The sequence below is a fragment of the Rhizobium sp. Rhizsp42 genome (assembly GCF_047304155.1).
Taxonomy (GTDB): Bacteria; Pseudomonadota; Alphaproteobacteria; order Rhizobiales; family Rhizobiaceae; genus Rhizobium.
Genome location: NZ_JBGLYS010000008.1, coordinates 99,597 through 120,236 on the forward strand (window position 1 = coordinate 99,597; position 20,640 = coordinate 120,236).

At 62.7% G+C, this 20,640-nt stretch carries 22 protein-coding genes; 14 read left to right on the plus strand and 8 right to left on the minus strand.

Annotated features, from left to right (window positions below; all coding sequences use genetic code 11):
• Window positions 1-243 precede the first annotated feature (243 nt).
• Window positions 244-411 (plus strand): hypothetical protein, encoded by a 168-nt coding sequence (locus tag ACCD05_RS10620; RefSeq protein WP_413392504.1) that lies wholly within the window; start codon window positions 244-246, stop codon window positions 409-411.
• A gap of 30 nt (window positions 412-441) precedes the next feature.
• Here the strand turns inward: ACCD05_RS10620 and ACCD05_RS10625 are convergent, their stop codons facing one another.
• Window positions 442-666 carry a hypothetical protein gene (locus tag ACCD05_RS10625; RefSeq protein ID WP_413392506.1) on the minus strand — a complete coding sequence of 75 codons (225 nt, stop codon included), beginning with the start codon at window positions 664-666 and terminating at the stop codon, window positions 442-444.
• Window positions 667-788: 122 nt separating this feature from the next.
• Here ACCD05_RS10625 and ACCD05_RS10630 point away from each other — a divergent pair, with 122 nt between their 5' ends.
• The 4 genes from ACCD05_RS10630 to ACCD05_RS10645 all read left to right on the plus strand — a co-directional run bounded on the left by ACCD05_RS10630 (window position 789) and on the right by ACCD05_RS10645 (window position 4,533).
• Window positions 789-1,115, plus strand: a complete 327-nt coding sequence (locus tag ACCD05_RS10630) for a hypothetical protein (RefSeq protein WP_413392508.1) — start codon at window positions 789-791, stop codon at window positions 1,113-1,115.
• A gap of 189 nt (window positions 1,116-1,304) precedes the next feature.
• Window positions 1,305-1,676 carry a surface protein gene (locus tag ACCD05_RS10635; RefSeq protein WP_413392510.1) on the plus strand — a complete coding sequence of 124 codons (372 nt, stop codon included), beginning with the start codon at window positions 1,305-1,307 and terminating at the stop codon, window positions 1,674-1,676.
• A 509-nt stretch (window positions 1,677-2,185) separates the two neighbouring features.
• Entirely contained in the window at window positions 2,186-3,433 is a 1,248-nt protein-coding gene (locus ACCD05_RS10640) for an NAD(P)/FAD-dependent oxidoreductase (protein WP_413392512.1), read from the plus strand.
• Between the two features lie 62 nt (window positions 3,434-3,495).
• A complete protein-coding gene (locus tag ACCD05_RS10645; RefSeq protein ID WP_413392514.1) occupies window positions 3,496-4,533 on the plus strand; it encodes a 4-hydroxyproline epimerase in 1,038 nt (345 codons plus the stop codon).
• Between the two features lie 15 nt (window positions 4,534-4,548).
• On the opposite strand, the gene ACCD05_RS10650 is transcribed toward ACCD05_RS10645, so the two are convergent.
• Together ACCD05_RS10650 and ACCD05_RS10655 are read right to left on the minus strand one after the other, a co-directional pair.
• A complete protein-coding gene (locus ACCD05_RS10650; protein WP_018898258.1) occupies window positions 4,549-5,025 on the minus strand; it encodes an RbsD/FucU family protein in 477 nt (158 codons plus the stop codon).
• Window positions 5,009-6,256, minus strand: coding sequence for an ROK family transcriptional regulator (locus ACCD05_RS10655; RefSeq protein ID WP_413392516.1), 1,248 nt, complete (start codon window positions 6,254-6,256; stop codon window positions 5,009-5,011). Before ACCD05_RS10655 ends, ACCD05_RS10650 begins: the two co-directional genes overlap by 17 nt.
• Window positions 6,257-6,489: 233 nt before the next feature.
• Between ACCD05_RS10655 and ACCD05_RS10660 the strand changes: the two genes are divergently transcribed.
• The 6 genes from ACCD05_RS10660 to ACCD05_RS10685 all read left to right on the plus strand — a co-directional run bounded on the left by ACCD05_RS10660 (window position 6,490) and on the right by ACCD05_RS10685 (window position 12,662).
• Window positions 6,490-7,515 (plus strand): sugar ABC transporter substrate-binding protein, encoded by a 1,026-nt coding sequence (locus ACCD05_RS10660; RefSeq protein WP_018898260.1) that lies wholly within the window; start codon window positions 6,490-6,492, stop codon window positions 7,513-7,515.
• A gap of 155 nt (window positions 7,516-7,670) precedes the next feature.
• Window positions 7,671-8,750 carry an ABC transporter permease gene (locus ACCD05_RS10665; protein WP_018898261.1) on the plus strand — a complete coding sequence of 360 codons (1,080 nt, stop codon included), beginning with the start codon at window positions 7,671-7,673 and terminating at the stop codon, window positions 8,748-8,750.
• Window positions 8,750-9,532, plus strand: coding sequence for an ATP-binding cassette domain-containing protein (locus ACCD05_RS10670; protein ID WP_111561616.1), 783 nt, complete (start codon window positions 8,750-8,752; stop codon window positions 9,530-9,532). Before ACCD05_RS10665 ends, ACCD05_RS10670 begins: the two co-directional genes overlap by 1 nt.
• Window positions 9,529-10,155 (plus strand): nucleoside triphosphate hydrolase, encoded by a 627-nt coding sequence (locus ACCD05_RS10675; protein ID WP_111561617.1) that lies wholly within the window; start codon window positions 9,529-9,531, stop codon window positions 10,153-10,155. Before ACCD05_RS10670 ends, ACCD05_RS10675 begins: the two co-directional genes overlap by 4 nt.
• Before the next feature lie 105 nt (window positions 10,156-10,260).
• On the plus strand, window positions 10,261-11,301 hold the full coding sequence (pyrC, locus tag ACCD05_RS10680; RefSeq protein WP_413392520.1) for a dihydroorotase: 1,041 nt from the start codon (window positions 10,261-10,263) through the stop codon (window positions 11,299-11,301).
• Between the two features lie 182 nt (window positions 11,302-11,483).
• Complete coding sequence (locus tag ACCD05_RS10685; protein ID WP_413392522.1) at window positions 11,484-12,662, plus strand: GGDEF domain-containing protein; 1,179 nt, start codon at window positions 11,484-11,486, stop codon at window positions 12,660-12,662.
• A gap of 10 nt (window positions 12,663-12,672) precedes the next feature.
• Here the strand turns inward: ACCD05_RS10685 and ACCD05_RS10690 are convergent, their stop codons facing one another.
• Both ACCD05_RS10690 and ACCD05_RS10695 read right to left on the minus strand, forming a co-directional pair.
• Window positions 12,673-13,944 (minus strand): MgtC/SapB family protein, encoded by a 1,272-nt coding sequence (locus tag ACCD05_RS10690; protein ID WP_413392524.1) that lies wholly within the window; start codon window positions 13,942-13,944, stop codon window positions 12,673-12,675.
• A gap of 90 nt (window positions 13,945-14,034) precedes the next feature.
• Window positions 14,035-14,517: a DUF1772 domain-containing protein gene (locus tag ACCD05_RS10695; protein ID WP_413392526.1), complete on the minus strand. Its 483-nt coding sequence runs from the start codon at window positions 14,515-14,517 to the stop codon at window positions 14,035-14,037.
• A gap of 115 nt (window positions 14,518-14,632) precedes the next feature.
• On the opposite strand from ACCD05_RS10695, the gene ACCD05_RS10700 reads away from it, so the two are divergent.
• Window positions 14,633-15,289: a TetR family transcriptional regulator gene (locus ACCD05_RS10700; protein WP_413392528.1), complete on the plus strand. Its 657-nt coding sequence runs from the start codon at window positions 14,633-14,635 to the stop codon at window positions 15,287-15,289.
• Here the strand turns inward: ACCD05_RS10700 and ACCD05_RS10705 are convergent, their stop codons facing one another.
• Entirely contained in the window at window positions 15,290-16,192 is a 903-nt protein-coding gene (locus ACCD05_RS10705; RefSeq protein WP_413392530.1) for a GGDEF domain-containing protein, read from the minus strand.
• A 422-nt stretch (window positions 16,193-16,614) separates the two neighbouring features.
• Here ACCD05_RS10705 and ACCD05_RS10710 point away from each other — a divergent pair, with 422 nt between their 5' ends.
• On the plus strand, window positions 16,615-17,304 hold the full coding sequence (locus ACCD05_RS10710; protein ID WP_413392532.1) for an orotate phosphoribosyltransferase: 690 nt from the start codon (window positions 16,615-16,617) through the stop codon (window positions 17,302-17,304).
• A gap of 91 nt (window positions 17,305-17,395) precedes the next feature.
• The gene (locus ACCD05_RS10715; protein WP_413392534.1) at window positions 17,396-18,322 is read left to right on the plus strand and encodes a carbohydrate kinase family protein; all 927 of its coding nucleotides are present in this window, start codon (window positions 17,396-17,398) and stop codon (window positions 18,320-18,322) included.
• A 3-nt stretch (window positions 18,323-18,325) separates the two neighbouring features.
• On the opposite strand, the gene ACCD05_RS10720 is transcribed toward ACCD05_RS10715, so the two are convergent.
• Window positions 18,326-19,126 (minus strand): alpha/beta fold hydrolase, encoded by an 801-nt coding sequence (locus tag ACCD05_RS10720; protein ID WP_413392618.1) that lies wholly within the window; start codon window positions 19,124-19,126, stop codon window positions 18,326-18,328.
• An 83-nt stretch (window positions 19,127-19,209) separates the two neighbouring features.
• Window positions 19,210-20,640, minus strand: coding sequence for a PLP-dependent aminotransferase family protein (locus tag ACCD05_RS10725; RefSeq protein ID WP_413392536.1), 1,431 nt, complete (start codon window positions 20,638-20,640; stop codon window positions 19,210-19,212).

Here is a 20,640-nt window from a genome sequence, read left to right on the forward strand (position 1 = left end):
CACTGACGTTTTGACGAACCGCTCTCGTCATGCGGGGTCATCTCTGCGAGATCGATTCGAGCGGGACCGGTGTGCGTCGGATGCGGCCTGCTATGCGCTTGCTGCCGCCGGTCTGATCGATTTCGAGGAGCTCACCACCCGCATGTTTGCGCAGGAGCGCGCTTTGCTTGATCGGCACGGGTTCCAACCTTGATGGCCCGCCGCAAGAAGAAGCGGGAAGCCCCTTTCACCCTGGAGATCGCCATGCTGCATTTGTCGGGCCTGGATTGGATCGAGACCTTCGAATATGTCTCGCGACGGCACGGGATCGACATGACCAGCAGCGATATCAAGGTCTTTGCCGTGGCCGCCGAATATAGCTACGAGCTCGAGCTTATAGAGGCCGTTCGCAAAGGGTGGATCTATGTCTGAGGGCGTGCCTAGCGCGTCTGATTGATCGCCCTACCGCCGCCGACCAACCGACGAAATCAGATACCCCACGGCAAACGTCATCGCGGCCACCGCGATCCCGGTGCTGATGACGCCGGCGGGCGTGATCCTGGCGCTGCCTTGCAGCGTGATGTGCTTTCCGACGCGCAGGTCGAAGACCGATTTCATTTCCTCCGGGTGAGAGGGGATGTCTTGTGCGCGTTCGTCCTGAAGAGCTGACACTGTCTGATCCTCCATCTTGATGTTGGCGCCTGCGCGATGCGGGCGTGGCGCTAGCTTGGCACAATGTTGCCAGACGATTGTCTCGGCAAGATGCCTTTGGGGCAGGACATGCCGTGGCCGTGGGCCGGAGAGATTGAATGCTGAGCAATATGGTTCGTGGAATGGTGTTTCTGGCGTCGGTGGCGGCCCTGGCCGGTTGCGTCGATCACGCCAACGGTCCGATGCTGACGCCCGTCAACACGCTCGACCCGCCGCTCAATCCGCCCGGCATCGCCCACAACATCTGCGTCGCCGACGGCAACGTCATGTATAACGAGGCGCGCAAGCAATACGAGGCGCGGGCGCAGATGTCGCGCTATGCGACCGATCCGGCCAACGAGGAAGCGCAGGCGAGGGCGGCCGCGCGCCGTCAATATGTGACCTGCATCTCCAGCCAGGGCTATCGCGCCGTCTACGACCAGTAGGAGCGGCCGGAGTCACGCAGTGAGCATAAGCGAGGTCACGCCTCAAGCGTGACCGGAATCACGCCGTAGGCGTAATCGGGATCACGCGCAATCGCCTGCGATCACGACTGTTGGAGCGCGCGTGCAGGCGCGGAACTTTGCAAGCTGAGACGGCATTTTCTTCATGTGAATCCTGAAGGAGGGTTTATCATGAAAATCTCCCGTTACATCCCGTCCGTCCTGTCGCTTGGCGTCATCGCGGCGCTCTCGGCCGCGGTGCCTGTTCAGGCAGCACCTGCCGACCAGTCCATGCCGCAGGCTCAAGTGATTCAGGTGGCGCAGACCCAGCCGGGCTATTGGCACGGCTATCATGGCTCGCGCACCGAGCGGCCCGGCACCCGCCGCCACGACGGCTACTGGTATCCTGACGCCGCCTTTGGCGTCGACCGCCAGACCACCGGCTCGATCACTGAGCGCCCGATGCAGCCCCCAATGCAGCAAATGCACAGGCAGGCCTATTGCCAGGGTACCTTCGGTGGCACCAATGGCGACGGCTCCATGCCATGCGGCAACGAGTGGTAAGTCGGTCTCGAAGGCGGCAGCGCAGGCCGCCGCCTTCGGCCCGCGACGGCTGAATTGCTTATATCTTGATAGATTTGATGAAATGATGTGCATAAAGCGAATACGAATGGCGGCTTGAAGGGGCGTGTTATGCGCTTGGCGCATTGCTGCGTTGCGGTATTCTCCCTATTCCTGATCGAAACGATGGGCTATCTATCCCCTCGAAGGCAGCGCACTCCTCCTCCCAGCGCTCCTTCATCGGACTGACAACACTCCTCCTCCCAGTTGTCAGTCAGGATCAAGAGCCCGGTGCACCTCCTCCCGCACCGGGCTCTTTTCCATTCTGGACCTTCCCATCTCCTTTGCATCCTTCACCCGCATTTTTCGTTGTGCAATTGCATCGTCATGTCCAGCGTAATGCGATGTCGCGGCGGTCGCCAGAGCCGAAAATTCAGATGGAAGTCGCCCGTGTTCTGATATATCACAGTGCGGTCGGTGGTGTGGTCCGCCGCGCGAATGGGCGGTGAGGGATGAACGAGAAGAAGCAGACGGTCGCGGTTGTCGGCGCAGGCGTCATCGGTGCGGCGATCGCGCTCGAATTGCAGCGTCGCGGCCTGCAGGTCACGCTGATCGACAAGGGCGAGCCCGGGCGCGGCACCTCTTATGGCAACATGGCCAGCATCGCGCTCGATTTCGCCGCCGGCTCCGGCCCCAATACCTGGCGCAAGATCCCCCGCTGGCTGCTCGATCCCGAAGGTCCCGTCTGGCTGCGCCCCGCCTATGCGTTGAAGATGGCGCCATGGTTCCTGCGCTTCATCGCCGCCGGCAGGCCCTCGCGGCTGCGTGACATCGAGGATGCGGGCATGAGCCTGTCGAACCCCGCGCTCGCCGATTTCCGCGCCATGCTGGATACGATCTCGGCACCCGAGCTGATGACCGACGAAGGCTGCCTGGCGATCTACGAGACCGAGGCGGAATTCACAGGCGACCGCGGCCACATCGATTTCATGCGCCGCTACGGCTTCGATTTCGACGTGCTCGAAGGTGCTGCCATCCGCGATCTGGAGCCCTCGCTCTCGCCATCGATCGCCAAGGCGGTGCTGCTGCCCGACAACAAGACCATCCGCGATCCCTATCGCCTGGTGGTGAAGCTCGCCGATGCCGCCCGCGAACGCGGCGCGACCTTTGTGTCCGGCGCCGTTCGCACGGTTGAACAGAACGCCGACGGCACATCCGTCGTACTGCTTGAAAGCGGCGAGCGTATCGCGGCCGATTTCGTCGTGCTGGCGGCCGGCGTCCACACCCGCTTCCTGGCGGAAAAGCTCGGCGAGCCGATCCCGCTCGAGACCGAGCGTGGTTATCACACGCAGATCATGCAGCCCGACGTCTCCATGCGCTATTCGGTGATCTGGCCGCATCGCGCCTTCATGATCACGCCGACAGCGGGCGGTATCCGTGTCGGCGGCAATGTCGAGCTGGCGGGGCTCGATGCCGCGCCCGATTTCCGCCGCGCCCGCGTTCTCGTTCGCCATGCCCAGCGCGCCGTGCCGGGCCTTGAGGTCAAGGACGCGACAGAGTGGATGGGTCATCGCCCGGCGCTGCCCGATACGATCCCGATCATCTCGCCGTCGTCGAAAATGCAGGGCCTCTACTATGCGACCGGTCACGGCCATCTCGGCCTCACCTATTCGGCTACCACGGCCCAGCTGATCGCGGATATGGTGACGGGCGTGAAATCCGCCGTCGACATGACGCCGTTCCGTATTGACCGCTATTGAGACATAACAGAGATTGCCGGTGGCGACGGGGTCGCCCTGCCGGCGGATGATGGGAGACGCCGATGAGATGGAAGCGCACGATCCAGCTTCTGGATGTCCACGCCGAAGGTGAGATCGGAAAGGTCGCGATCGGCGGCGTTCCGAAGATCCCGGGCAACACGGTTGCCGAGCAGCTGCACTGGCTGAACACCGATCCGAAGGGTCAGGAGCTTCGCCGCTTCCTCTGCCTCGAGCCGCGCGGCGCGCCGATCGGATCCGTCAATCTGCTGCTGCCGCCCAAGCACCCGGATGCCGACGCCGCCTTCATCATCCTGCAGCCCGATCAGGCGCATGCAAGCTCCGGCTCGAACTCGATCTGCGTCACCACGGCGCTGCTCGAATCCGGCATCGTCGAGATGCACGAGCCGGAAACCGTGGTCACGCTGGAAACGGCGGCCGGCCTCGTCAAGGCGACCGCCACCTGCCGTGATGGCCGCTGCGAGAAGGTCAAACTGACAATGGTGCCGTCCTTCGTGCACGAGCTCGACGTCTCGCTGGAGACCGAGGCGTGGGGCACGATCAAGCTCGATCTCTGCTATGGCGGCATCTTCTACGCGCTTGTCGATGTCGGCCAGATCGGCCTGACGATAGCCAAGTCCAATGCCGCAGCTCTCGTCAGCGCCGGCATGGTGATCAAGGAAAAAATCAACCGCGAGATCAAGGTCGTGCACCCGGAAATCCCGGCGATCTCCGGCGTCGCCTATGTGATGTTCCGCGATCTCGAAGCCGATGGCACGGTGCGCACCTGCACCACCATGTGGCCGGGCCGCGCCGATCGCTCGCCCTGCGGCACCGGCAACTCCGCCAACCTCGCGACGCTGCATGCCCGTGGCAAGGCAAAGATCGGCGATGTCTTCAAGTCGCTCTCGATCATCGATTCCGAATTCGAGGTCGGGCTTCTGGCCGAGACCACCGTCGCCGGCCGCCCCGCCGTCATCCCGACGATCGCCGGGCGCGGCTTCACCTTCGGCCTGTCGCAGGTGGCGCTCGATCCCTTCGATCCGCACCCTGGCGGCTTCGCGCTGACGGATGTCTGGGGACCGCTCGCCGGCGAGATTTGATCGCCGGCTTATCCGTTAGTAGGGAAACGGGTCGACTTGGGCTTTGCTCTTGTCGCCCGGCTTGCCCGGATGGATCACGCCCTTGCGCAGGATGATGTTGCCGTAAAGGCGCGGTTCGCTGGTCTGGATCAGCGCATGCGCCGCCTTCACCCTGTTGTAGAAATCCGGCCCCACCAGCGGCACCACCTGCCGGTGCGGCTCGTAATGGGCGCAGCAGTCGATCATCTCCTCGTGCACGGGGTCGAGCTTGTCGCGCTCGCCTTTCACCGTGGCGCGGAAGATCGCCTCCGGCACGAACTCGTCGATCGGAAGCACGCTCAACACGGCATCGAGTACGGGGATGATGCCATGCCCATCGAGCCGGATCAGCCGACGCGCATCCTCGAGGCCCGGATAATTGCCGTCGACGATGGCGATCTCGTCGCCATGGCCCATGGCGCGCAGCGTCGAGAGCAGTTCGGGGCTCAGGATCGGGTTAAGTCCCTTCAGCATTCTCCACCTCCTTGAAGAGCACGTTCTGGTCCGTGAGATAGCGGGCGAAGATCGGCAGGCTGGCGCCGCCGATGGCGCGCGCATGCGCCCCCACCGCGCCCTCGATGATATCGGGCATGACGACGCCCTGCAGGTCGAGCCTGTCCGCTTCAAAAATCGTTGCCTGCACGATCCGCTCGCGAACCCAGGCCGGAAAGCCGCCATCGATGACGGCGGCGCTGAAATCGATGATCGAGGCGGCCGCGACGATGCCTTGTGCCAGCGCCTTGGCAGTGTCCTGGATCCACAATTCCAGCGGCTCGCCGAAATCGATCCAGTCGTCGGCCGAATACCAGAGCGGCTCCGGATCGATGCCGCGCTCGCGCAGCATGTTTTCGAGCACGAAGATCGAGGCGACCTCGAGCAACTGCAGTGTCTCGCCGTTCTTGCCGCGCACAGGTAGGGGACCGATCGCGCCGGCCGTGCCGGTGCGGCCGGAAAAGATCGCCGAGTTCAAGACGATGCCGCCGCCGATGAAGGAGCCGATGAAGAAATAGACGAAATCGGGATGTTGCGGACCGATGCCGAAGACGAGTTCCGCGCCACAGGCGCTGGTCGCGTCGTTCTGCAGATAGACGGGGTAAGGGAGGTTCGCCGCCACCTCGGCATGTAGGTCGTAATCGCGCCAGACGTCCATCGCGCCCTTCGGCGAGCCCACTTCCTCTTCCCAGTTCCACAGCTCAAAAGGTGCCGCGATGCCCACACCGGCGATCCGGCTGCGCTCGTCCTCGCTCAGCCGGCTTTCCAGCTCCTGTATGCCGGATACGATGAAGTCGAGAAACAGGTCGGGCAGGGGATAGGCGTAGGTGACATGCAGCTGCATGCGGATCTTGCCGACGAAATCCATCAGCACCAAATCGGCGCTGCGCCGTCCCATCTTCACCCCGAAAGAGTAGACGGCGTCGGGGTTTAGCCGCATCGGAACCGACGGTTGGCCCACGCGTCCACGGATCGGCTCGCCGCGCGAAAGCAGCCCTTCCTTTTCCAGCACGCGCATGATCACCGACACGGTTTGCGCCGAAAGGCCCGTGCGGCGTGCGATATCCGCCTTCGACTGGGCGCCATGCAGGCGCACCAGCGAAAGCACCAATCTCTCATTGTATGCGCGAACCCGAACCTGGTTCGCACCGCCTGCCGGACTGACGCCAGGCAGCTGGGCCGGCAAGTGAACCGGACCTCTCATCGACGACATTGGCCATTCCTCCCTTGATCGGCCTATGCGTTATTTTCGCTGAGCATGCCACAAGGAATTAATAATTCAATTGGATTTATTTATTGACAAGCCAAATTCTTTCGCCCTTAATTAGCATCGTAAACAGCACGAAACGGCTTGGAGGAAGCCATCGGCGGTATTCGAAGGCGGTGTTCGTGCTTTAAAATTCCGGCCAGCCATGGGGCGGTCCGGCTACACTCTGGGAGGAGTAAATGAAGAAATCAGTGCTTTCCGCAGCGCTCGCCGCGCTGGCTCTCGGCGTCGCCTTCTCGGCGCCTGCAAAGGCCGCGGACGTCTCCGCTTGCCTGATCACCAAGACCGACACCAACCCCTTCTTCGTCAAGATGAAGGAAGGCGCGACCGCAAAGGCCAAGGAACTCGGTGTCAATCTGAAGTCCTATGCCGGCAAGATCGATGGTGACTCTGAAAGCCAGGTAGCCGCGATCGAGACCTGCATCGCCGATGGCGCCAAGGGTATCCTGATTGCCGCTTCCGACACCAAGGGCATCGTACCGAACGTCAAGAAGGCCCGCGACGCCGGCCTGCTCGTCATCGCGCTCGACACCCCGCTTGAGCCGATCGACAGCGCCGACATGACGTTCGCCACCGACAACCTGCTCGCCGGCAAGCTGATCGGCCAGTGGGCCAAGGAAACGCTGGGCGACAAGGCCGCGGACGCCAAGGTTGCCTTCCTCGACCTCACGCCGTCGCAGCCGTCGGTCGACGTTCTGCGCGACCAGGGCTTCATGATGGGCTTCGGCATCGACCCGAAGGACCCGAACAAGATCGGCGACGAGGATGACAAGCGCATCGTCGGCCACGACATCACCAACGGCAACGAAGAAGGCGGCCGTACCGCGATGGAAAACCTTCTCCAGAAGGATCCGACCATCAACGTCGTCCACACCATCAACGAACCGGCTGCCGCCGGCGCCTATGAAGCGCTGAAGGCTGTCGGCCGCGAGAAGGACGTGCTGATCGTCTCCGTCGACGGCGGTTGCCCGGGTGTCAAGAACGTAGCCGACGGCGTCATCGGCGCCACCTCGCAGCAGTATCCGCTGCAGATGGCAGCGCTCGGCATCGAGGCGATCAAGAAGTTCGCCGACAGCGGCGAAAAGCCGAAGCCGACCGAAGGCAAGAACTTCTTCGACACCGGTGTGACGCTCGTTACCGACAAGCCGGTCTCCGGCGTCAAGTCGATCGACACCAAGGAAGGCCTTGGCAAGTGCTGGGGCTGATGCCCTGACAGCCTGATAAAGAAAGCGGGGATGCGCCAAGCGCGTCCCCGCACCCTGCTCATCTTTGACAGCGCACCGAATTGAGTGCAGCCTACCCACGTCTCGCCTGCATCGGCGGGATGCCCTTTGGGAGTGGGGCCACGCGGAGGATTTCCATGAGTGAGCCAACCGCGGCATCGCCGCATCACGATTACGAAAAAGTCCTCAAGGACAGTTCGACCGACGTCGCCTCGTTCGACACGGACGACAAGAGTTTCCTTCAGAAATTCCGGCATTTCCTGCATTCGAGCCCATCGGCGGTATCGCTGATCGTGCTCGTGCTGTCGCTGGTCATCTTCGGCGCCCTGTTGGGCACCAAGTTCTTCTCCGCCTTCTCGCTGACGCTCATTCTTCAGCAGGTGGCAATCACAGGTATCGTCGGCGCCGCGCAGACGCTGGTCATCATGACGGCAGGCATCGATTTGTCGGTTGGCGCCATCATGGTGCTGTCCTCGGTCGTCATGGGCCAGTTCGTCTTCCGCTACGGCCTTCCGGTCGAGCTCGCCATCCTCTGCGGCTTTGCCGTCGGCGCGCTCTGCGGCTTCATCAATGGCTGGCTCGTCGCCCGCATGAAACTGCCGCCCTTCATCGTCACGCTCGGCATGTGGCAGATCGTTCTGGCGACGAACTTCCTCTATTCCGCCAACGAGACGATCCGCGCCCAGGAAATCGAAACCACGGCGCCGCTGCTGCAGCTCTTCGGTGACACCTTCCGCATCGGCGGCGCGGTCTTCACCTATGGTGTGATCGCCATGGTGCTGCTCGTGGCCTTCCTCTGGTACGTGCTCAATCACACGCCCTGGGGCCGTCATCTCTATGCCGTTGGTGACGATCCTGAGGCGGCCGAGCTGTCGGGTGTCAACGTCAAGCGCATGCTGATCTCGGTCTATGTGCTCTCTGGCATCATCTGCGCGCTCGCCGGCTGGGCCCTTATCGGCCGCATCGGCTCGGTATCGCCCACCGCCGGCCAGTTCGCCAACATCGAAAGCATCACCGCAGTGGTCATCGGCGGCATCTCGCTCTTCGGCGGCCGCGGCTCCGTTCTTGGCATGATGTTCGGCGCGCTCATCGTCGGCGTCTTCTCGCTCGGCCTGCGCCTGCTCGGCACGGACGTGCAATGGACCTACCTCTTGATCGGCGTCCTCATCATCGTCGCCGTCGCAATCGACCAGTGGATCAGAAAGGCAGCAGGCTGATGGCTACCGAACCCCTTCTCATGGCGCGTGGTCTCGTCAAGCGCTACGGCCGCGTCACCGCCCTCGACCATGCCGACTTCGATCTCTATCCGGGCGAAATCCTGGCGGTGATCGGTGATAACGGCGCCGGCAAGTCCTCGCTCATCAAGGCGATCTCCGGCGCCATCCGCCCCGATGAAGGCGAGATCCGCCTCGAGGGCCAGCCGATCAACTTCCATTCGCCGATGGAAGCCAGAAAGGCCGGTATTGAGACCGTCTACCAGAACCTTGCCCTCTCGCCGGCGCTCTCGATCGCCGACAACATGTTCCTCGGCCGCGAAATCCGCAAACCGGGCTTCATGGGCAAGGTCATGCGCAAGCTCGACCATTCGGCGATGGAAAAGATGGCGCGGCAGAAGCTCACCGAACTTGGCCTGATGACCATCCAGAACATCAACCAGGCGGTCGAGACCCTCTCCGGCGGCCAGCGCCAGGGTGTGGCGGTTGCCCGCGCGGCGGCCTTCGGCTCCAAGGTCATCATTCTCGACGAGCCGACGGCGGCGTTGGGCGTCAAGGAAAGCCGTCGCGTGCTGGAGCTGATCCTCGACGTCCGCTCGCGCGGCATCCCGATCGTGCTGATCTCGCACAACATGCCGCATGTCTTCGAGGTTGCGGATCGCATCCACATCCACCGCCTCGGCCGTCGCTTGACGGTGATCAATCCGAAGGAATACACAATGTCGGACGCCGTCGCCTTCATGACCGGCGCCAAGTCAGTTCCTACGGAGCCCGTTGCCGCATGACGATGACGATCGAGGATATCGCCGGCGAGGTTCTTGCCCGCGCCGGCGACGCGAAGCGCTTTCTTATCGCCATCGCTGGCCCGCCCGGCGCCGGCAAATCCACCATGGCAGACCACATCGCCGACGCCTTGCGCGCCGGCGGCGAAACGGCCGCAGTCTTGCCGATGGACGGCTTCCACATGGACAATGCCATCCTGATCGAGCGCGGCCAGCTTGCCCGCAAGGGCATCCCCGAGACCTTCGACGTGCGCGGCTTCCTAGATATCATCCGCGCCGTTCGCTTGGCCGATCAGGAAGTGCTGGTGCCGGTGTTCGATCGTTCGCGTGAGCTTGCCATCGCCTCGGCGCGTCCCATCGGCCCGGAGCATCGCTTCATCATCGTCGAGGGCAACTATCTGCTCTTCAGCCTCGGCAAGTGGGCGGAGCTCGAAGGCGTGTTCGATTATTCGATCATGCTCGCCCCACCGATCGAGGTGCTGGAGGAACGGCTGTGGGCGCGCTGGCGCGGCTACAAGCTGAGCGAGGAGGAATCGGCGCGCAAGGTCTATGAGAACGATCTTCCGAACGGTCGCCTCATTCTCGGCAATCGCCGCCGCGCCGACGTCACCCTGGAGATCGCCTGATCTCGAATTGCCTGGCTGCGACGGGCAAACCATTTGCCATCCCCCATGCTTGGATGTAATTCCCAAGGCTGAGCCCTAAAGCGCAGCCTTGCCGGAGTTACAGTCATGCAATCGATCACCATCCGCCGCCCCGATGATTGGCATCTTCACCTGCGTGATGGCGCCATGCTGGAAGGCGTGATTGCCGATTCAAGCCGCGACTTCGCCCGCGCCATCATCATGCCGAACCTCGTGCCGCCGGTTGTCACGACAGCGGATGCCGAGGCCTATCGCGGCCGCATCATGGCCGCGCTTCCGAAGGGCGACCGCTTCGAGCCGCTGATGACGCTCTATCTCACGGAGCACACCGATCCCGACGATGTCGAGAAGGGCAAGGCCAGCGGCCTGATCACCGCCGTCAAGCTCTACCCCGCCGGCGCCACCACCAATTCGCATGGCGGCGTACGCGATATCGACAAGGCCATGCCGGTGCTCGAGCGCATGGCCAAGATCGGTCTTCCGCTTTGTGTCCATGGCGAAGTCACGACATCGGATGTCGATATCTTCGACCGCGAAGCCGTCTTCATCGAAACCGTGCTTGATCCGTTGCGCAAGCGACTGCCGGAGCTGAAGGTGACGATGGAGCATGTGACGACCAAGGACGGCATCGACTACATCAAGTCGGCCGAGCGCAACCTCGCCGGCTCGATCACCACCCACCACCTGATCATCAACCGCAACGCCATTCTCGTTGGCGGCATTCGCCCGCATTATTACTGCCTGCCGGTCGCCAAGCGCGAACACCACCGTGTCGCGTTGCGCCAGGCAGCTACGAGCGGCGACGCGCGCTTCTTCCTCGGCACCGATTCCGCGCCGCATGTCGATCCGCTCAAGGAATGCGGCTGCGGCTGCGCCGGCATCTATACTTCGATCAACACGATGAGCTGCCTTGCGCATGTCTTCGAGCAGGACAATGCCCTCGACAAACTGGAGGCCTTCTCCTCGCTGAACGGCCCGGCCTGGTACGGCCTTCCGATAAACGAAGAAGTAATAACGCTGGTGAAGCGCGCCGAACCCGTGTCGTTTCCTGTTAAGATCGAGACCGGCGCCGGTCCGGTCACGGTATTCGACCCCATGTTCCCGCTTCATTGGGATATCGAGCGCTAACGGCGCTCGTAAACCCATCATTTTTTACTGGAAGGAGAATGCATATCCGCGGGGATATGTTATTGCGCTAACATCTAAGCTTTAAATACATGTTTTTTTAACGAAATTGATAACACATTCGCTGTCGGGCGAATTCCATTTTCTGAAAACGAAAGCGCGGCAGAAGCCACGAAGTTCAAAGCATGACGCTTGACTATAATTCATTGCTGACCGCGTTGGCGGTCTCGGCGACATGTCTCGCCATTACTTTATTGGCGAGCTGGATTGCCCGGCGGACCGAAACATTTCTGCTGGCCTGCGGCGTCGGCCTGATCCTGATCGTCAGCGGCATTGTTGCGTATGGGATCTATGTCGACACGCCTGATGCGGTCGTCGGCACCATCTGTTTTGCACTTCTCTTTCCCGGCTTCGCAACGGTCTGGGGCGCCGGCTGCCAGTTCCGGACAGGAACATTGCCGCACGCACGTATCGCGGCCTTTGGCGCCATCGCGGTGGTGGCGACCTCGGTGCCGATATTGCTCGGCTATGACGGCCTGTCCTTCATCATCGACAATATCGCCATCGCCTCCTTCCTGTTCGCCACGGCCTACCAATATTGGCGCGCCCGCGCCGAAGCGATCGTCCCGCTGACCGGCATCACCAGCCTCTACTGCCTGACCGCCTTCTCCTTCGTGCTTTGCGCCGCCGTCCTGATCTATCAGGGCAAGCTTGTGCTGGGTGCGGCACCCGACAATTGGTCGGAGGACTTGAGCCTCGCCGTCTGCATCGCCAGCATGACCGGCATCGGCGCGCTGTCGCTGGCGCTGCACCAATGGCGGATGGCCGCCCGCCACCGCATCGACGCCGCAACCGATCCGCTGACCGGCCTGCTCAACCGCCGTGCTCTGTTCGATCGCCACGGCGCCGGCGTCATGGGCCCGACGACGGCGGTGTTGGTCTTCGACATCGACCACTTCAAATCGATCAACGACAACTTCGGTCACACGGTCGGCGACCGCGTGCTGAAGGTCTTCGCGGCCGAATTGACCGCGAGCTGCCGGCTGAGCGACACGGTTGCGCGCCTCGGCGGCGAAGAGTTCGCGATGGTCCTGCACGAGGTCATGCCCGGCCGCGCCGAAGTCGTCGCCGAGCGCATCCGCAAGGCCTTCGAGGGGCGCGAGCTCGATATCGACGGCGAGATCTGCAAATGCACCGTCAGCGTCGGCGTCGCCTCCGGCCGCACCAAGCCGCTGCCCTTCGACGCCATGCTGACCGCCGCCGACAAGGCGCTCTACGCCGCCAAGCGCGCCGGTCGCAACCGTGTCGAACTGGCGAGCCACCTGCAGGCAGTCCCCACGGACACGGCCCGCACCGCCTCTTGATCGGCTCGCCTCAGACAGCCCAAATCCCGCGCGTCGAGAGATAGCCGATCGCGCCGAAGAGGATGGCGACCGCCGAGGCGAGACCGAGTGTCACGGCATATTCGCGGCGGCCCGCGGTAAAGGCCAGCGCAACCTTGGTGACCATGTTGACGAAAACGGCGATCAGCGTCACATCGGCCGCCGTCGTGGCGCTGATCGCCGAACCGACGAGGCGCACGGTCGAGAGCGTGATCGCATCGACATCGACAAGACCCGAGATGGCAGCGACGACATAGAGCGCCGACGCGCCGACATATTCGGTCGCCATCTTCGAGACGAGGCTGATCAGGCCGAGCAGCAGCGCAAAGGAAATCACCGTCTTCAGTTCGAACGGATTGGTAAGCCCGATCTCCGGCGCCTGCGTGCTCGACCCGGAACGCCAGGCAAGGAAAAGGCTGGTCGCCAGGAAGCCGATGATGGCGGGGACGAGTGCCGATGAGAGCGGCGCCAGCATGCTCAGCGAAAGCGCGCTCGCAATGACGAGAACGCGCGCGAAGGAGAGCGCGCCGGCAATCGCCGCACCCGCCGCCAGATGCCGCGCTCCTTGTGGGGCCTCCATCGAATAGCGCGCGAAGGAGAGCGTCAGCGCGGTGGACGAGACAAGTCCGCCGGCAGCTCCTGCAAGCAATATCCCGCGGCTCGATCCCATGAGCCGTATCGCCACATAGCCGGCGAAAGACAGTGCTGCGATGGTGATGGTCAGAAGCCAGAGCGCGTAGGGATTGAGCGCGCCCCAGGGATCGAGCGGCTTGTCCGGCAGCAGGGGTAGCGCAATGACGGTCATGGCGAGCAGCATCAGCGCCGACCGAAGCTCCACCCAGGTCAGCCCCTGCAGGAAACCGTGAAGACTGGTGCGGGCCGCGAGCACGACGGTCACCACAACCGCGCCGGCTCCCGTCGTGATGAGATCACCAAGCGTGGCGAGCATGCCGAGCGCGAAGACGCAAAGGGCGGCGATGATCGAGGTGATGCCGTAATCCTTGTCCTCGATCGCCTCCTGCCACTTGCCGGCGATATAGACGACCCCGAGAAGCACCGCGATCGTGGCTGGGAAGAACGGGCCGGTCAGCGGCTGCAACGTGCCGACAATGCCGCCGAGGAAGCCGGTGAGACCGAAGGTGCGAAGTCCCGCAGTGCGTCCGCCGACGCGCACGTCGCGCTCGGTCCAGCCCCGCTCGACGCCGACGAGCAGACCGATGGCAAGCGCCACGCCAAGACGGCGGAAGACTTCGATATGTTCCATGACCTGCACGATATCGCCGCCGCGCCGCTAAGCAAGCGCAAACATCTGAAACCATTGGCGCATTAGAGATATCGGCGCTCGGTTACGAGATCAGATCAGCATCAGTGCCCGCACGAACGCGGCGGATGCCAGAAGCGAAGCCACGGTCCTCACATGGTTCCACCACGTCCAGTCGCGAAGGTAGCCCTGCCACAGGGCGGAGGCCTCGGGGCTGTTGCCTGAAACCTGCCCCAGCGCATCGTTCATCGGCACGTTGAAGATGATCGTCGAGGCAAAGGAGGCGACGATGTAGATGACCGCGCCGGTGAGCATCCAGAGGCTCGCCCCCTCCCGCCAACTCATCACCGCGAGCACGCCGATCAAGAGGCAGAGAATGGCCGTCGGTACGAAGAGCATCATGAAGGGCGAGCGCAGGATGGTGACGTTGATCGAGTTCATCGCCGCGATCCCCTGTTCTGTCGGGATGCGTGAAAACGCCGGCATCACGAAGGTCGAGAACGCGAAGAATGTGCCGGCGACGAGCCCGCTGCCGATCGCGGCGGCGACAAGCGCCAATACGAGAATGATTGCCATGCCGATGACCTCCCATTTTGGCTGCCAAACAAAAAGTCAATAACAGAGAAAATCTCTCATTTGCAAAATCAGATAAACTCTCTTATTTCTCCTGTCAACCGGAATGGAGTTTTAGATGGCGGACGAAACGGCGGCGCGATCGCGAATAAAGACGGGGGCCATCAGGCAGCCCCGGCGCATTCCCCGTCAGCAGAGAGGCCGCGAGCGCTTCGAAAAAATTCTTGCTGTTGCCACCGAGCTGATCGAGGCGAAGGGAAGCGATGCGCTGAAGATGAGCGAGATCGTCGAAAAGGCCGATCTCTCCTTTGGTGCGCTCTATCAGTATTTCCCGGATAGGAGCTCGATCTTCGCAACGCTGGCCGAGCGCTTCAACGAGGAGGGCCGGGCCTGCGTGGTCGCGGCGCTTGCGGAAGCAAAGGATGCCGCCACGCTGCGTGCGGCGCTCTGCCGGATCGCCGACGAATATCAAGCCTTCTTCCGCAGCGAGCCCGTCATGCGCGATATATGGTTCGCCACGCAGGCGGATCGGCTGCTGCAGGAAATCGATGCCGACGATATGGAGTTTCACGCCCAGGCGCTGCTCGCGGTGCTGGAGCAGGTCTATCCGGATCGCCCGAAGCCGGCACTGCTCGCGCTGGCGAGACTCGTCATGCAGCTCCTGGCAGCGGCGGTCAGATATGCCGCCGCTTTGAGCGAGGACGAGGGACGGGCAGCGCTTGCGCTCTACAAGAAGATGCTGCCCGCCGATATCGGCGAATTGGTAGCGGAGTGATCAGGCACGGATCTTCGCGTCCCGGATCGACAAGGAGACCGCCGAGCGAACCATGTTGCGACCACCGTTCTTGGCGGCATAAAGCTCCCGGTCCGCCGCCGTCAGCATGGATTTCAGCGTTTCGCTGGCGGGGTCGCCGCGATAGACGCCGAAGCTTGCCGTCACGCGCTTGGCCGGCAGCGGGCCGACGGCCTTGCTTTCGAACTGCATGCGCAGCCTGTTGGCGATGTTGACGGCGACATTGATGTCCGTGCGTGGCAATACCAGGCAGAACTCCTCGCCGCCGATGCGCGCCGCGATATCATAGGGCCGCAGATTGTGCTGGATCGTCGCGCCGGCCATGACCAGCACCTGGTCGCCGACATCGTGGCCGAACTGGTCGTTGATCGACTTGAAGTGATCGAGATCGAAGACCACGACGGAGATCGGCGTGCGCTCGCGCGCGGCGCGGGCGATCTCCAGCGCCCCGATATCCTTCAGCCAGCGGCGATTGCCGAGGCCGGTCAGCACGTCCGTGGTCGCCTGGCGGCGCAGCTGCGCCAGCGTCGCGTCGAGTTCCTTGATCAGGATCGAGATCCCGTTGGTGACGATCCCGACCTCGTCCTTGCGCTTGCTGCGCACCGACTTCACGACGCCGGTGGAGCGGTAGGTCTCGACCACGCCGGCGATCTGGTGCAGCGGCCGGATGAATGCCCAGACACAGGCCAGGCAAAAGGCAGTCCCGATCAGTGTCGCTCCCAGCACCAGGATAAGCACAGGCATCGCCTCGCTCCGAAAACCGGTCACGAGATAGACGACGAGCGCCAAAAGCGGCACGTGCGTCGAGACAAAGCAAATGGAGAAGATCTTGAGGGTCAGCGATTGGTTGAACTGCTGGAACGGTGTGAACCTCGTGAGGCGCATTCTGGACTCCTTCATGGCGTCTTTGGGCGCTGGGAAAATGGCGCGGGAAGTTTCACCCCGTTGTTAATGAAATCATTCAAATTTGAGCGTTCTGGGCCTCATCAACCATGGCGCTCAGTGCAAGTGCCTGCCGAACAATACGTATGACGAATGTCTAAAATTATGAATGGGTTGTGGAAATTTAAGTTGTCCGCAAAAGAAATACCAGCAAGGGTTTTTGCGACCCGGCGCGCCTCGCGCTTTTGGTGAATCATCGCGTCCTGACGCAGCGATATTAACAGAGCGAGAAGCGGCACCAACGGCAACGTAAGCGCGTGAAATTGCAATTCTTGCGTTTGACCCGCTCGCGTTCTGGAAACTTGCCCCACTTGCTGCTATTGGCCCATAAGTTTGAGCACCCGATAGAGGCGAAGGAGAGAACGATGATCCAGGCAACATTCACCGACCGCAAAGTCATGGCCGAGCTGGTGGCCAAGATGCTCTGGGAGATCAAGGCCGTTCACTTCAATGCCACCCAGCCCTACAAGTTCGCCTCCGGCATGGCGAGCCCCGTCTATATCGACTGCCGCAAGCTTCTCTCCTTCCCGCGCATCCGCTCGACGGTGATGGATTTCGCCGCCAGCGTCGTGCTGCGCGAAGCGGGCTTCGAGAAGTTCGATTGCATCGCCGGCGGCGAAACGGCTGGCATTCCCTTCGCCGCGCTTCTCGCCGATCGCCTCAGCCTGCCGATGGTCTATGTCCGCAAGCAGCCGAAGGGCCACGGCCGCAACGCCCAGATCGAAGGCAACATGCCCGAGGGTTCGCGCGTACTCGTCATCGAGGACCTGACGACTGCGGGCGGCAGCATGTTCAAGTTCATCGATGCGGTGCGCGACGCCGGCGGCATTGTCGATCATGGAATCGCGCTCTTCTATTACGGCATCTTCGATGAAGGCGCGCTGCGCTTTGCCGATGGCAAGGTCAAGCTGCACTATATCGCCACATGGCGCGATGTTCTCGCCGTCGCCAAGGAGCAGCAACTGTTCGATCAGAACACCTTGAACGAGGTGGAATCCTTCCTCGATGCGCCGCTGGCATGGTCCGGCCGCAACGGCGGTATTTCATCACTTTGAGTGAATAATTGCTCACGGCGCTTTGCTTTTGCCACGAAGTTATCTAATCCATTTGGGCATCGACAGATCGTAATGCCCTTGGGAGACGGACATGATTTTGTGCTGTGGAGAAGCGTTGATCGACATGCTGCCGCGGGAGACGACGTTCGGCGAAAAGGGCTTTGCGCCCTATGCCGGCGGCGCCATCTTCAACACGGCGATCGCGCTCGGGCGCCTGGGCATTCAGACGTCTTTCTTCACGGGTCTCGCCGACGACATGATGGGCGAAATCCTTTGCGATACGCTGAAGGCGAGCAATGTCGACTTCAGCCTCTGCGCCATCGCGCAGCGTCCGTCGACGCTCGCCTTCGTCAAGCTGGTCAACGGCCAGGCAACCTACGCCTTCTATGACGAAGGCACCGCCGGCCGCATGATCACTACCAATGACCTGCCCGTCCTCGGCGACGATTGCGAGGCGCTGCACTTCGGCGCCATCAGCCTGATCCCCAGCCCCTGCGGCGAAACCTACGAGGCGCTGCTCGACCGCGAGGCGGCCAAGCGCGTCATCTCGCTCGACCCGAACATCCGCCCCGGCTTCATCAAGGACAAGCAGGCGCACATGGCGCGCATCAAGCGCATGGCCGCCAAGTCCGACATCCTGAAGTTCTCCGACGAGGACCTGGAGTGGTTCGGCATGGATGGCAGCCATGACGATCTCGCCGCTCACTGGCTGCAGCACGGCGCCAAGCTCGTCGTCATCACCAAGGGCGCCGAGGGCGCGACGGGCTACACGAGCCAGCGCAAGGTCACCGTTCCCAGCCAGCGCGTCACCGTGGTCGACACTGTCGGCGCCGGCGACACGTTCGATGCCGGCGTTCTCGCCTCGCTGAAGATGGATGGCCTGCTCACCAAGGCGCAGGTCGCCTCGCTCGATGAAAAGGCACTGCAGAACGCGCTCTCGCTCGGCGCCAAGGCTGCCGCCGTCACGGTCTCCCGCGCCGGCGCCAACCCGCCATGGGCCAACGAGATCGGCCTCTAAGCCTCACGCCAACTGATCCAGAAAGCCAAGCACGGTCCGATTGAAGTCATCGGGCCGCTGCAGGGGCGCGAAGTGGCTGACGCCCTCCAGCGGAATGAAGGTCGCGCCGGGAATGCTGCGCACCAGATGAGCCGCATGCTCCGGCTTGATGAACTCGTCCTTGTCACCCAGAGCCACTGCCACCGGCACACGGATGCGGTTCAGATCGGCGGCCGAATAATTCGGCTCCGTCGACATCATCAGGCTCACATCCTCGACGAAGCGGTCGAACTGATCCGGCGTCGGCGACAGCGCCTCGTAGTCCATTCGATGCCTGTTGAAGCAGCGGTCGATCACGGGCGTCGGCACGAAGGGCTTTACGCCTGATGGATCCATGCTGCAGGCAAAGAAGAACACGCCGTTGACGCGCTGAGGGTGCTTGTCGGCGAGAATGAGCGCCGTGCACGCCCCATCGCTCCAGCCCACAAGCGCCGCCTTTTTGATCTCCAGATGATCCATCACCGCAAGCACGTCGGATGCCATCAGCTCGTAAGTGTAGGGCTTGCCGTCCCGCGTACTGCGGCCATGCCCGCGGCTGTCGATCACCACCACGCGCCGGCCGGAGCGCAACAGCGCCGGCACCTGGTAGCCCCAGTTGCCGCTATTCCCGAGCCCGCCATGCAGCAGGATCACAGCCGGCCCGAAGCCATAGGCGCTGTACCAGATATCGGCACCATCATGCGTGACCACGCCGTCGTCACCGTCAGGCAAGGCCTCCGCTCCCTGCGCCGCAAATCGCTCCAGCTCGTCGTCTGTCATGTCAATCCTCCCAATCCTTCATTCTCTTTAGACGGATGACGCGGCCCCATCTCTACACCTCCACCGAAATAATCGCCGCGCCGACCGAACTAGGCCTTCCCCCGCGCCGCCTGCATGGCCTCACACAGCACCTCGAACACTTTTGGATCTTCCGTCTGCGAAACATTGAACCGCATGAAATCCGTCGCCGTCTGCGACAGGCTGAACGCGTTGCCTGGCGCCAGCACCACGTCCCGCTCAAGTGCGGCGCGCGCCACATCCGCGGCGTCGATACCGTCAGGCAACCGGCACCATAGAAACATCCCGGCCTGCGGCTCAAGCCACGGCACGATGCCGAGGTTCTTGAGCCTAGCCGAGACATCGAACATCGTCTTCGACAGCCGGCTACGCAGCGTCTCGATATGTTTGCGATAGCTGCCGTCGCTGAGCACGCTGAAGACCAGCTGCGCCGCATGCCGCCCGCCGCCGAACGAGGTGGCGATCTTGAGATCCGTCAGCCCGCCGATCCACTCCGGCTTGGCGGCGATGAAGCCGCAGCGTGCCGAGGCCGACAGCGTCTTCGAGAAGCTGCCGATATGGATGACGCGGTCGAGCCCGTCAAAGGCGGCGAGCCGTGGCGCCGTGACATGCTCGAAATCGGCGAAGATATCGTCCTCGATGATCGTCAGGTCGAACTGCTCGGCGATCTTCAGCACCCGGTGCGCGGTCACCGGCGAGAGGATCGCGCCGGTCGGGTTATGCAGCGCCGAATTGGTCACGTAGAGCTTCGGCCGGTGCTCGGCCACCGTGCGGGCGAAGGCGTCGATATCGGGGCCGGAGGGCGTATAGGGCACGCTGACGATCTTGGCGCGATGGGCGCGAAGCAAGGCGTGGAAATTGAAATAGCAGGGATCGTCCACCATCACGGTATCACCCGGCTCGATCAGGAAACGGCAGAGAAGGTCGATCGCCTGGATGCCTGACTCCGTGAGGATGATCTGGTCGGGCGAGGCGCCGATCCCCTTGTCGGCCATCCGCCGCGCGATCAGCTGCCTGAGCGGCGGCAGTCCCAGCGGCGATCCATAGGCGAGCAGCACCGGTCCATCGGCCCGCGCCAGCGCCCGCACGGCGCGTCGAACGCCGTCTTCCGGCAGCCAGCAGGGCGGCAGCCATCCGCAACCGGGTTTGAGGCCGATATCGCCGGCCTCCAGCGATTGCCGCGACACCCAGAACGGATCGATCTCGCGATCGAGCCGTGGCCCGACCTCCGATAGCGCGAAGGGGGCCGCCTGGTTGGCGACGTAGAAGCCGGAGCCCGGCCGCGACAGGATCGCGCCCTCGGCGACCAGCCGCTCATAGGCCTCGACGACGGTCGATGTCGATATCTTCAGCGACCCTGCGAGCGCCCGCACCGAAGGCAGTTTCGCCCCGGCCGTCAGGCTGCGGCCGGCGATGCGCTGCTTGATCGTGTTCATCACCATCGCCACGCGGGTCGTCCCGACGGTCACGTTATCGGCCATCCGTACTGCTCTCCGATGCAT